This window comes from Mucilaginibacter sp. P4_G9 (assembly GCF_056400985.1).
Genome location: NZ_JBFUKF010000147.1, coordinates 1 through 12,488, shown reverse-complemented (window position 1 = coordinate 12,488; position 12,488 = coordinate 1). Strand labels below are relative to the sequence as shown.

Sequence of the window (12,488 nt, the reverse complement as noted above, 5' to 3'; positions counted from 1 at the left end):
GCTTATGGCAATAGCGCAGCATCAGGTTATAGCAGATGTCTTTTTGATTAATTTCCCACTCTTTCCTTCTGCCCATGTCTGATAGCTATTATCAACCGGCCTGGTTTGCCGGTTGGTTAATACGCCCATAAAAAAAATCCCAATCATTTGGAATTTTAAAATATAGTTACGTACATTTGTAGTGCACTATCTAACTATAGCACTTGTTTATGATAGAAATTCAAAATCTTCATTTCGGTTATCAAAAAGCCAAGCCGCTTTTTAAGGGGCTTAACCTCAGGCTGGCTAAGGGCCACATTTATGGCCTGTTAGGAAAAAACGGGGCAGGTAAATCAACCTTGTTAAAAAATATAGCGGGCCTTGCTTTCCCGGTGAAGGGCAGCTGCCTGTTTAATGGTATCAACGTTTCGGGCAGACCGGTTACCGTGTTAGAAGATATTTATTTCCTGGCCGAGGAGCTGTTTGTGCCCGATCTTACTCCTGCCCAGTTTGTGGCCAACACGGCATATTTTTATCCCAACTTTAGCAAAGCCGATTTTTATCAATATTTAAACGTTTTGGATGTGGATATTGATGCTGTTATGGATAAGCAATCCTATGGGCAGCGTAAAAAGGCTATGATAGCTTTTGGCCTGGCTACCAATACCAGTCTTATCATTATGGATGAGCCCACCAATGGACTGGATATCCCGTCCAAAATTCAGTTCAGAAAGCTCATCGCTTCGGTATTAACAGAAGATCGTTGTATTGTAATATCCACTCACCAGGTGCGCGATCTCGATAGCCTGATAGATACCTTGCTTATTTTACATAACGGCGAGATCCTGATCAACCAGTCTGTTGATGATGTGGTTGAAAAAATAACCTTCGGTAGTTTTCATGATACTGAGGGGCTGCCAGTTTTGTACCAGGAAAACGGGCCGCGCGGTAAAAATGCCATCCTCAAAAACACCACCGGCGATTACAGCAAAGTAGATTTGGAAATACTTTTTAATGCCATCATCAGCGGTAATCAACCTGTTTTACAAACCTTAAAAGCACCAGGCAATGAATAATACTTTTAAACTTAAGCGTTTTGGTATGCTGTTTATGAAATTCACTACAGAGCATTATAAAGGCTACCTCATGTCGCTAATGGTGCTGATGGGGGTATTGATACTTGGCGGCACCTTTATGGTTTTCCTGATGGACGTACGTATGGAAGTAAACCTGCAGTTATTGCTGCTGATATGGGTGATATTGTTTGGGGGCACGGTATTTACCAGTACCATATTTGCCGATATAAGCAATAATGAAAAAGCTATAGTCAGCCTCACGCTGCCTGCCACCCATTTTGAAAAATACCTGGTGGCCTGGCTTTATTCTTTCGTGGTATTCCTGGTATTGGTTATTGCCGCCTTTTACCTGGTGATGTTGTTTTTATTGAATATCAGGCATTTTCCGGGGGAGCAGCAAGAGGTATTCCAGCTGTTTCAAAATGTGAATGGTTTAGGTACCAGTGTGTTTTTTGTGGTGCTTACCCTGTATAGTTTGTTGCACGCTGTTGCTTTTTGCGGTGCTATATATTTTAAAAAAATGCATTTTGTAAAAACAGCGCTATTGTTTTTTTTAACAATAGGTATTTTGATCATTGGTAACAATATCCTGATGCGCCAGCTGCTGAACAGGGATATCATACAGGTAATGCCCTTTGCCAATTTAGGGTTTATGGAAAAAGGAATCATGTATTCTGTTAATGTTTCAAATTTTGTGTGGATAGGGGCGGTAGTATTTATTGGAATGGCCTTTATTTTTTGGATTGCTGCTTATTTCCGCTTAAAAGAAACACAGGTATGATGCTGATCAATTATGGAGTTTAAAGATAAGGATGCCATATACCTGCAGATAGCAGCCTATGTGAGCGAAAATATATTATTAGGTAAGTGGCTGCCAGAGCAAAAGATCCCCTCAACAAGAGACCTGGCCGTTGAACTGGAAGTTAACCCTAACACCGTTATCCGGTCGTACGAGTTTCTGCAGGCGCAGGAAGTAGTGATCAATAAAAGGGGATTAGGATTGTTTGTAGCTGCCGACGGGCCTCAAAAGGTTAAAGCTTACCGTAAAGAGCGTTTCATACAGCAACAAATGCCCGATTTTTTCAGGAATATTTACCTGCTGGATATTGATATTAAGGATATAAAGGCGATGTATGAAAAATACATATCGGACATTAATCAACCAAAAACAGACCCAAACAAATGAAGACGAGTTCAAAAATATTTATAGCTGCTTTAGTGTTCCTGGTGCTGTGTATGCTGGGATATGATTATTTGTTGAAAAAGGAATTTAATACCGGCAGGTATAAGGATGTATATTCCTATTATACCCCTTTTAAATTTAAAAACTTTAATACGCTTGATATCAACGCATCGCAAATAGCCAATGTAAAACTGGTGCAGGGGCCATTTAGCGTAAAAATGGACCCGGAAGCTCGTGGATATACAACTATTAAACAAACAGGTGAGCGTTTGCAAATAGATGTAACTTTTGACGGTTCGCGGTATTATAACCATACTGCTTACCTGCTGCTTATTTCGTGCCCCGTAATAAAAAGTGTAAACGCCAGCGCTTTTGTTACCGATAAAAATCAAAAAAAAATTGATACAGTAGCCAATGAAGGCTGGAACGGGCGTAATGTTTTAATTGAGGGCTTTAAGCAGGATAGCTTAACCATTACTCAAAACTATGGCAGCCAAATTTTACTGGCCAATAACACCATAGGCTCATTAAACGCTACAGTGGGGCAAAGCCCTTTAAGCGGCTCCATACTTACTGTTTTAGAGGATAACCGTTTTGAAAATGCCAACCTGCAGATTATGAACAGGAGCAAATTAATTTTAAAGCAGGCCCGGATAAAAAACCTCCATTATAGCCTGGCTGATAGTACGCACCTTGTGCTGAATGGAGCGGCCAAAAACAATATTCCGATCAAATAATAATACCTAACCACTTACTCTTATGAAATTAATTATCAATTCACTTTCAAAAACCTATGCCAATGGGGTACATGCCTTAAAGGATGTATCCCTTACGTTAACCAATGGCATGTTTGGCTTATTGGGGCCAAACGGCGCGGGTAAATCGTCCCTGATGCGCACTATAGCTACCTTGCAGGAGGCTGATAAAGGCAGCGTTTACCTGGATGACCTTGATGTGCTGAAAAACAAAACCCAGGTAAGGCAATTGCTTGGCTACTTGCCCCAGGAGTTTGGCGTATATCCTAAAATATCTGCCGAGCGGATGCTGGATCACATCGCGCAGCTAAAGGGAGTGGGCAACAAAGCCGAGCGGAAGGAGCTTGTAGGCAGTTTGCTCGAAAACGTAAACCTTTCAAAAGACCGCAAAAAGCACCTCGGTACTTATTCGGGAGGAATGAAACAGCGTTTTGGTATTGCACAGGCGCTGATTGGCAACCCAAAACTGATTATTGTGGATGAACCCACCGCCGGCCTTGACCCTGCCGAGCGGAACCGCTTTTACAACCTGCTGAGCCAGCTGGGCGAAAACACCATCGTAATCCTATCTACCCATATCGTTGAGGATGTAAGTACCCTGTGCTCCAACTTTGCCATTATTTGCCAGGGCGAGGTGTTGTATGCAGGCCAGCCCGATACCGCCGTAAACGAAATGGAAGGTAAAATATATAGTAAAGCCATCAGCAAGCAAGACCTCAAATTTTACCAGGACGATTTTACCGTGATATCTACCCAGCTAAAAACCAGTAAATTACATATCCGGATAATACAGGATACTGAGCCGGGCAACGGTTTTGTAGCCGTAACCCCAAACCTGGAGGATGTTTATTTTAGCAATATTGCTACGCGCGTGGATGTAAATACCATTTAAACCTCTTTAAATCACAACAATATGTTCTGGAAAATATTTGTTTTCGAGGTGCAAAATCGCCTCAGGAGGCCCGCGGTGTACCTATACTTTGCCGCCGCCCTGGCTTTTACCGTAATGACCTTTGCCACCGGATCGTTACCATTGGGCGAAAAAGAACACATTAATGCACCTTATGTAATAACGCTTTGGTGCGCCGGTATTACCATGTTAATGATGTTGGTAAGCTCGTCCATTATGGGGGTAGCTCTATACCGCGATATTGAATACAATACCAAAGACTACTACCTCACTTACCCCATTACAAAAGCCGGGTATTTCTGGGGAAGATATTTTGGTTCGTTTTTATTTATGCTGTTTATAGCAAGCTCCATTATTATAGGGGCATACATAGGCACCAAACTTGGCCCGGCCATGGGCTGGAAAGACCCCAGGGAATATGGCCCCAATAACCTGGTGTATTACCTGCACCCGTTTTTTATCATGGCGCTCCCTAACCTGTTTTTTACTTCGTCGTTATTTTTTGGATTAGTAGCCCTCACCCGCAATGTAAAGGTGATCTACAGCGGGGGCATCCTGTTATTTTTGGGCTATTTTCTTTCCATCTTTTTCCTTAATCATACCAATAACGCTACCGTAATTATTAATGCCGATCCTTTTGGGCTCAATGCTGTTCGCCTGCTTTCGGCCACAACTACATCTACCCAAAAAAACACCACCCTGTTTCCTGTGGAAGGCGCCTTTTTGTTTAACCGGATCATGTGGACAGGTATTGGATTGGCTATTTTGTTGTTTACCTATGTCCGCTTTAATTTCGAGAAGTTTTTTAGCGGAAAAAGAGACAAAGCGGCTATTGATGATGAGGTATCAAAGGTAAAACGCTCCCTTGTCCAAAACCCGAAAGTAAGCTTTGCAGGCTCCTATAACCGCAATACCCTGTTTAATCTCACAAAAGTAGAACTGATCAATATCATCCGGGATAATTATTTCTGGATCATTTTATTGAGCGGCATGGGTTTTCTTGGCTTTGTTTTCTGGATGGGTAATAACGAGTATGGGGTATCCTATTTTCCGCGTACTATTATGCTGATGGGTATATTTAATGAAGTATTTCCGTTCTTCATCTTCTTCATCATTATATTTTATACCGGCGAAACACTTCACCGCGACAGGATAACCCGGTATGCTTTTATCAATGATTCGCTGCCGCCCCCAAACTGGGTGTTAAATGGCTCCAGGCTGCTTGCGCTGCTTGTTTTAGGATTCGGATTGTCGTTAGTCCCCCTAATAACCGGGTTGTTTGTGCAAACGGTAAAAGGGTTTCACCAGTACAACCTGTCTTTTTATTTAATTTTTGTGTTTACCATTCTGATGCCGCGCTTGCTGGAAATGGTGATATTTTCGTACCTGGTGCACGTGCTTATTAACAACAAATTTGTAGCGCATGGGGTAGGGGTAAGCGTTTGGGTGTTAGTATTTTTCTTAAATGTAACCGGCATCTTTAATTATAACCTGCTTATCTATTCGTATACGCCATGGTATGGTATTTCGGATATGGACGGGGTGGGCCATATGCTGAAACCGATATACTGGTTTAACCTGTACTGGTTGCTTTTTGCCGGTTTGCTCATTATTGTTTCGGCCTTATTTTATTATCGGGGTGTAACCAGCTCGTTTAAAGAAAGGCTCCAGTTGCTGAGCGAACGGTTTGATGCTAAAACAAAAATGTTTACCGGGATATTGGCAGCGGCATTTTTAGCCGTTGGTGCTTATARTTATTATAACATAAGCTATTTAAATAACTTTTTAACTAAGGATGAAGGTGAGGACCGGGCGATCATTTACGAAAAATCCTTAAAAAAATATGCCGCTTTACCGCTGCCCAAAGTAACCCGCATGGTAATAAACGCCGATATTTTTCCAGAGAAGCAGCAGGAATTTATAAAGGCTTTTATTACTATTTTTAACAGAACTGATAAGCCCATTGTAAAACTGCTGATGGATGGCGATGAGCTTACTGAATATTCCATCAAAACTGATGGTAAGCCGGTGCCATTCACTTATCCTTTGCTATACAAGCGGGGCATGTTCAATTGGTTCAGACCGAAGCAGGATACCGCCGACTTTCGTTTATACCAGTTTCAAAAACCATTGTTGCCCGGCGACTCGGCCGTGTTAGAAATCAATTCATGCGTTATTCATAAAGGTTTTGAAAATGGTTTGTTTGCTAAAAACCTGCTTCGTAACGGTGCTTTTTTTAACGGCGGACTACCCGGATTAGGTTATGATGATGACGATGAGATAAACAGCAATTATGTTCGTAAAAAAAACCATCTGCCCGAAAAGCATGAAGAGGAGATAGCACAGAATGATCCTGCAGGCATCAGTACCTTAAAATCAGGAAAAGCATCTAACCTTTTCAGTCTGGATGTTACCGTGAGTACATCGGCCGGTCAAACCGCCATAGCGCCGGGTCAGCTGCAAAAACAGTGGCAGCAAAACGGCAGGAATTATTATCATTATGTACAAAAGCAACCGGGCATGTATGCTCCGTTCGCTATCGTATCGGCAAAGTTTTCGGCCTTGCATGATAGTGTACAGCTTGATCATAAAGTTAATATCAATATCTACTATCACCCGGCCCATAATGCCAATATAGGGCGGTTTATGGCAGCCTATAAAGATGGTCTTCGTTACTATTCAACAGCTTTTGGGCCATATCCCTTTAAAGATATCCGCCTTGCAGAAACCTCGGTATACGGCCCTCATGATGCCTCATTGGGCAGCATGGATACCTATGCAGAATACTATGCCTGGAATGCCGATTTTAAAGACCCCAACCAGTTTGACTTTTGCTATTTTAATACCACACGCGAACTGGCCCAGCAATGGTGGCGTTACCAGGTAGCCCCTAATAGTACCGTAGGATCATTGGTAATCCCGGAAGGATTAGCCACCTACAGTGCCCTTGTGATGGCCGAAAAGAAATATGGAAAAGATAACCTGAAATGGATCTTGTTAGATCAAATTGACTTTTACTCGTTTATCCGGCGGCGCATGGAAGAAAAAGAACATCCCCTGATAAAAGCCGATAAATGGTTTGAATGGGGCGGCAAAGCCGGTTTGGTACTTTACACTTTGAAAGACCTGATGGGTGAAGACAGTTTAAATGCTGCCCTGCGTGAGTTTAAAAACGCATATCAATTTAAAAGTAAGCCACCCTTTGCAGGCAGCAATGACCTGTACAGGTACCTGCAAAAACATGTGCCCGATTCGCTGCAATATTATTTAACCGATACCTGGCAAAAAATTACACTGTACGATAATAAGGTGACCGAAGCTAAGGCTATACCCACAGGTAACAAAAATGAATATAAGGTAACCCTAAAGGTGAATGTTGATAAAGTTTGGATAGATAACAAGGGCAACGATGTGCAGGCCAAAAACATGAACGATTATATTGATATCGGGGTGTTTGCAGCCAACACCAATAATAAGCAAGGCCGGTCGGTGACCAACCTGCTGTATCTTAAAAAATATAAACTAACAGCAGGCCAGCATACCATAACTGTTATTGTTAAAGGCAAGCCTGTAAATGCAGGTATAGATCCCTATAGTAAACTGATAGACAGGATGCCCAATGATAATGTGAAAGATATTTAGCGCGATTGTAGTAAAGCTTTTATGCATCAAAAAAATATCATCAACCTAACCATCAAAAAGCTCATTGGCGAAGCATCTGCCGGTGAACTTTTGATATTGAAAAACCTTGTTGAAGCCGACCCTGCAAACGAGCTTTTTGTAAATATCCTAACCGGTTATTTTAACGAAAAGGAAGAAAATGATCATGTAAATAATGCCAGGCTATTTAAGCGGGTTAAAGAAAAGATAGGCATATCCAATAAATAATAGCATAATGGTGTTTCCTGCCGGTGCATGAAACCCATCAAACATCGGGCTGATTAATTTACTTTCAGATAAGCTTTTTTATACGTGCTCAATACCCTGGTGATCTTTGTCGGGTTGCGCCATTCAAACAGGTGAATTAGCCACATGGTAAAGCGCAACAGGCCCACAGGGCCGATGATGCCTGTGCCCAGTTTGTGGATATCAGCATCGCGTTTGGTTATCAGGTTAAGGTAATCCTGGTCTTTACGGCCAAAAAGGTCTTCGGCGAAGCACCAGGCCCCATCCCGTGCATTGCCAAGCGCAAACTGGATGAGTATGGAGTTATTTTGCGCATGCAAACCCGCCAGCGATAACAGGGGAGATACCTGGTTAAGCTCGTTGATCACCTCGTAGGTAAGGGCCGATAATATGGTATTGATGGCATTAAAATCCTTATGTACCAGGCTAAGCGGCTGGTTAAGGGCGTTTGCAGTCTCAACAACCGCAATGCCGAGGTCCAGGTTAATATGGGCGTTCATGCCGGCCAGTAAGTGCTGTAGTACCACTTTTGACGACTTGCTAAAGATGCCGAAGGTTAGCGTCCATGAGGCGGTAGGCTGCTGCTTTTGCTGCCATTGCTTGTAGGCGGTAATGTAGCGGCTTGCAAATGTTACATCCAGCTGTTCCATTCTTGCGGCATCTTCAAACTCACCGGCCGCAATCCCTTCTTTTACCCGGCATGTAACCTTATGGTACAATGCCGCGAAATATCCGGCCCTGTTACCGGTTGCAATGGAATCGGCTATGATGGCTTCCAGGTCGGTGATAATCTGGTCGATGCTAACTGCAGTCATGGTGTTTGTTTTACGGATAAAGAAAAGGTTAATTATTGCCCACGTAATATACCACTATTAAATAAATAGCGACAAGGGAAATAGAACCGGGAAACAAGAATTAAGACAATGAATTTGATGGCTCGGATTGGGTGGAGCTGTCCTTTGTTCAACCGCTGTGCATCCTTTGTCTGTTATTAAAACTTAATCTAAACTTAAAGTAACAAACAGTGTTGTTTTTGTTATTATAGATAACTTTATACCAATAATAACCAATTAAAACCTATAAAAATGAACACACAGGAAGTAGCTGAAAAATTAGTTGAGTTTTGCCGCGAAGGCAAAAATTTAGATGCCATAAATGAGCTTTATGCCGATAATGTTGTGAGCCATGAGCCAAAAGGTTCGCAGATGGAACTTTCAGAAGGTAAGGAAGCGGCATTGGCCAAAAATCAGCAATGGTATGATATGGTTGAAGAGATTCATAGCGGCGAGATATCTGATCCAATTGTAAGTGGTAATTTCTTTTCATGTACCATGGATATGGATGTTACTTACAAAGGACAGGGCCGCAGCACAATGAGCGAAGTTTGTGTTTACGAGGTTAAGGATGGTAAAATTGTTACCGAAAACTTCTTTTATAACCTGCCTCAATAAAAGATAAATAAACCTCGATAAAAATAAATAAACCTCGATAAAAAATAAATAAACCTAAATAAAAAGCCCCTGATATGATCGGGGGCTTATATATTTATGGCCGTGGTGGTGTTGGTAAATTAAGCGGGTTTGGCGGTGCCGGTGGTCTTGGCGGAAGTTTTATATGCAAGCCTCCGCTCCTATGGCGGCGATGACGCCTGTGATGCCGCTTCCTGAATGGATTTGGTGGTGCCGGCGGTCGTGGTGGGGGTGGCGGTAGTTTAATCTGTAAAACAGATGCTTCTGCAACAGCAGGCAGCTCTTCGGCAGATACTTCCAAAGCCTGTAAGCTAAAAATAGCTAACGTAGCAATTGTGACTATCCTTGTTAATTTCATAATATGTAATTAGTTAGTTTTAAGCATTTTCAATACAGCAACGTCAAAATTAAATAATTGTTTACGCTGGTTTCTTAAATAATATCTCGTAATAAAAATCCGCGGCAAACTGGGCAGCTTCCAGCCATCTTTTTTGCGCGGGTTTGCCAGCCCCCAATAAGGGATTAAAATGCCATTGCAGTTCGTGGCCAAAGCCTTTAAATGTTTTTATGGCATTGGGAATTTGTAAGGCATCGGCCTTTTCATGAATAGCGATGCTGCCATATAAGCCAGTATCAGCCTGGGCAGGTTTTACAATATGGTCATTTGAGCCATAAACACTCACAATAGGTATCCGCGCGTTTTTTAACCAGCGGATATCAAACAAGCCTCCCCAAAAGTTAATGATGCCGGCAATCCGGGCCCTGTCGTTGGGTTTTGATGTCGTGGTTGAATCTGTTACACCTGTACGCCTGGAAAGCTCGGCATTGCTGCTGTAGGCGGCCTGCAATGCTATGATAGCTCCGGCCGAATTGCCCGCCAGGATAATTTTATCCGGGTTTATATTGTATTCTGCATAATGCTGTTTAAAATATTCGATGGCGGTTTTTACATCCTGTACGGCATAATAACAGCTATTTTGCAGCTGGTTAAAATGTAATGCCGGGTTCTTTTTACTTAAGCGGTAATTAATTGCCGCGCAAACATAACCGCGTTGGGCAAAATCCTTACTCCATATCTGGATCCCTTTGGCTGTTTTTGAACCATATTTAAAACCTCCGCCATGCATCCATATAATTAATGGCCTTGCTGTAGAATGGTCGCCTTTGGGCTGATAAAGATCAAATAAGTATGATTCCTTGTCGGCGGCAGGTAAGGCAAGTGGATTATAACTCAGCTCTTGTTTAATATCAACATTGGGGAAAACGTGATCCTTATATTGATGGCCCGCCCGGGTTTGAGAATTTACCGTAAATGCTGTAAACAAGGCAATTAACGCGGAAAATAATTGTTTTTGCATCAGGAGTGTTTGGTGTATATATAGGTTACAGCTAACATTTAAAGATGTTTGCCGGGGCTGCTTATTATAGCCGATAGGGGTAAGGGGGAATATATGAAGATTTTTGCGAGTGCCCAGAACGAGATTCGAACTCGTACATCCTTACGAATGCCACCCCCTCAAGATGGTGCGTCTACCAATTTCGCCACCTGGGCATTTTTAAGTCTAAAGTCTTAAGTCATTAGCCTAAAATTTTCACTTTTGGGCTTAAGACTTAAGACTTTCAACTTCAATTCCGGCGTGCCCGAAGAGAGACTCGAACTCTCAAGAGACAATTCTCAACGGCTTCTGAGACCGCAACGTTTACCAATTTCGCCATCCGGGCCTGTTGTTTTATTAACAAGCGTGCAAATATAATCGTTTCTGTCAAAAAGCAACTTAATAAATATAAAAATCGGCAGGTTGTTGTTACTTGGCTTGCTAACAATTAATTTAGGAACCATATTGATATTTATACACAAATTAATGAAACGATTTTACCAGCTTATACTCAGTGCTTTATTTGTTTTGCCATTAATCTCGTCGGCACAAACCATAACTATTTTGCAGCAGGATAAACCTACAAGTATCCGGGGGCTATCGGTTATAGATGATAAAACTGCGTGGATCAGCGGCAGCAAGGGGCATATAGCCATCACTAACGATGGCGGAACAACATGGAAGTGGCAGCAGGTTAAGGGATACGAAAAGGCCGATTTTAGGGATATTGAAGCTTTTAACGAGCAGGAAGCGGTGATTATGAGCTCGGGCACGCCGGCGCTGGTTTTAAAAACCACCGACGGAGGTAAAAGCTGGCAGGAAAAATACCGCAAAATCGATAGTGTTTACTTTTTTGATGCCATGGATTTTGCCGATGCCAAACATGGCTATATTTTAGGCGACCCGATCAACAACAAATTTTTGCTGATGGAAACCAAAGACGGYGGCGAAACCTGGAGCGAAATGAAAAATACGCCCGATGCTATGCCTGGTGAAGCAGCATTTGCGGCAAGTGGCACTTGTTTGCGGGTAAGTAAAAACCTGGGCGTTGTGATAGCAAGCGGGGGTACGGTTGCCCGTTTTTTGCGTTTATGTAATTGCGGCAAACCGCAATGGCAGGCAAAAAGTTTGCCCGTGGCCCAGGGGGCAGGCAGCAAAGGCGCATTTTCTATATCTGATGATCTTTTAGTAGCCGTGGGGGGTAATTATGCAAAAGATAAGATTGCTGACTCGGTAAGCTGCAAATACAGTAAGGTGGATGATCAATATGAGTTGACAAAAAATGGCCCGCCGGGCTTTCAATCATGCGTTGAAAGGATTAAGGGCGGGATTTATTTATCAACCGGAACATCGGGCAGTAATATATCAACAACCCAGGGCCAATCGTGGAAGCAAGTTGATGCCACCAGCTTTAACGTTTGCCGCAAAGCAAAACGTGGAAAACTGGTTTTATTGGCCGGCGACAAGGGTAAAATTGCGGTATTTAAAATGTAGTTTATTGGCAATTAATAGCTTAACATATACTTTACAATTAATTGCAAAAAGCACTTGCATCATATTATTAATCGCCCTATATTTGCACCACTTTAAACGGAAACGGTATGATTACCGAAAAAGTTAAAAGTTTGATTCCGTAGCTCAGCTGGTAGAGCATAACACTTTTAATGTTGGGGTCCTGGGTTCGAATCCCAGCGGGATCACGAAAAGCCTTTGAACGCCGGCTTTTCTTATTTAAAACCAGACTTGAATCTCTTTAGAACAGAAACGGCATAATTGCCGCAAAAGTTGAATTTTGATTCCGTAGCTCAGCTGGTAGACCATAACACCTTTAATG

12 protein-coding genes and 3 tRNA genes are annotated in these 12,488 nt (G+C 42.3%); 10 read left to right on the top strand and 5 right to left on the bottom strand.

Going from position 1 to position 12,488, the window contains the following annotated elements:
- Positions 1-209 precede the first annotated feature (209 nt).
- Genes AC1DPZ_RS13960 through AC1DPZ_RS13930 form a run of 7 tightly spaced genes read left to right on the top strand, consistent with a single transcriptional unit; the run spans position 210 to position 7,791 of the window.
- Complete coding sequence (locus AC1DPZ_RS13960; protein WP_477404319.1) at positions 210-1,055, top strand: ABC transporter ATP-binding protein; 846 nt, start codon at positions 210-212, stop codon at positions 1,053-1,055.
- Positions 1,048-1,836, top strand: coding sequence for a hypothetical protein (locus AC1DPZ_RS13955; RefSeq protein WP_477404317.1), 789 nt, complete (start codon positions 1,048-1,050; stop codon positions 1,834-1,836). Before AC1DPZ_RS13960 ends, AC1DPZ_RS13955 begins: the two co-directional genes overlap by 8 nt.
- A 12-nt stretch (positions 1,837-1,848) precedes the next feature.
- A complete protein-coding gene (locus AC1DPZ_RS13950; protein ID WP_477404315.1) occupies positions 1,849-2,241 on the top strand; it encodes a GntR family transcriptional regulator in 393 nt (130 codons plus the stop codon).
- Positions 2,238-2,975, top strand: a complete 738-nt coding sequence (locus tag AC1DPZ_RS13945; RefSeq protein ID WP_477404313.1) for a hypothetical protein — start codon at positions 2,238-2,240, stop codon at positions 2,973-2,975. Before AC1DPZ_RS13950 ends, AC1DPZ_RS13945 begins: the two co-directional genes overlap by 4 nt.
- Positions 2,976-2,997: 22 nt before the next feature.
- Entirely contained in the window at positions 2,998-3,885 is an 888-nt protein-coding gene (locus AC1DPZ_RS13940; protein ID WP_477404311.1) for an ABC transporter ATP-binding protein, read from the top strand.
- A 21-nt stretch (positions 3,886-3,906) separates the two neighbouring features.
- Positions 3,907-7,545, top strand: a complete 3,639-nt coding sequence (locus tag AC1DPZ_RS13935; RefSeq protein ID WP_477404309.1) for an ABC transporter permease/M1 family aminopeptidase — start codon at positions 3,907-3,909, stop codon at positions 7,543-7,545.
- A gap of 21 nt (positions 7,546-7,566) precedes the next feature.
- Complete coding sequence (locus AC1DPZ_RS13930) at positions 7,567-7,791, top strand: hypothetical protein (protein ID WP_477404307.1); 225 nt, start codon at positions 7,567-7,569, stop codon at positions 7,789-7,791.
- 53 nt (positions 7,792-7,844) lie between these two features.
- On the opposite strand, the gene AC1DPZ_RS13925 is transcribed toward AC1DPZ_RS13930, so the two are convergent.
- Positions 7,845-8,624: a DUF5995 family protein gene (locus tag AC1DPZ_RS13925; protein WP_477404305.1), complete on the bottom strand. Its 780-nt coding sequence runs from the start codon at positions 8,622-8,624 to the stop codon at positions 7,845-7,847.
- 270 nt (positions 8,625-8,894) lie between these two features.
- Here AC1DPZ_RS13925 and AC1DPZ_RS13920 point away from each other — a divergent pair, with 270 nt between their 5' ends.
- Positions 8,895-9,260 carry a SnoaL-like domain-containing protein gene (locus tag AC1DPZ_RS13920; protein ID WP_477404303.1) on the top strand — a complete coding sequence of 122 codons (366 nt, stop codon included), beginning with the start codon at positions 8,895-8,897 and terminating at the stop codon, positions 9,258-9,260.
- Positions 9,261-9,354: 94 nt separating this feature from the next.
- Here AC1DPZ_RS13920 and AC1DPZ_RS13915 read toward each other — a convergent pair whose 3' ends face one another.
- The 4 genes from AC1DPZ_RS13915 to AC1DPZ_RS13900 form a co-directional block, all read right to left on the bottom strand.
- Positions 9,355-9,636, bottom strand: a complete 282-nt coding sequence (locus AC1DPZ_RS13915; protein WP_477404301.1) for a hypothetical protein — start codon at positions 9,634-9,636, stop codon at positions 9,355-9,357.
- A gap of 61 nt (positions 9,637-9,697) precedes the next feature.
- Positions 9,698-10,636, bottom strand: a complete 939-nt coding sequence (locus tag AC1DPZ_RS13910) for a carboxylesterase family protein (protein ID WP_477404299.1) — start codon at positions 10,634-10,636, stop codon at positions 9,698-9,700.
- Between the two features lie 110 nt (positions 10,637-10,746).
- Positions 10,747-10,830 (bottom strand) — tRNA-Leu (locus AC1DPZ_RS13905).
- Positions 10,831-10,916: 86 nt separating this feature from the next.
- Positions 10,917-11,000, bottom strand: a tRNA-Leu gene (locus AC1DPZ_RS13900).
- A 140-nt stretch (positions 11,001-11,140) separates the two neighbouring features.
- Here AC1DPZ_RS13900 and AC1DPZ_RS13895 point away from each other — a divergent pair.
- On the top strand, positions 11,141-12,148 hold the full coding sequence (locus AC1DPZ_RS13895; RefSeq protein WP_477404297.1) for a WD40/YVTN/BNR-like repeat-containing protein: 1,008 nt from the start codon (positions 11,141-11,143) through the stop codon (positions 12,146-12,148).
- Between the two features lie 133 nt (positions 12,149-12,281).
- Positions 12,282-12,354: transfer RNA gene (locus AC1DPZ_RS13890), tRNA-Lys, on the top strand.
- Positions 12,355-12,488: the final 134 nt, after the last annotated feature.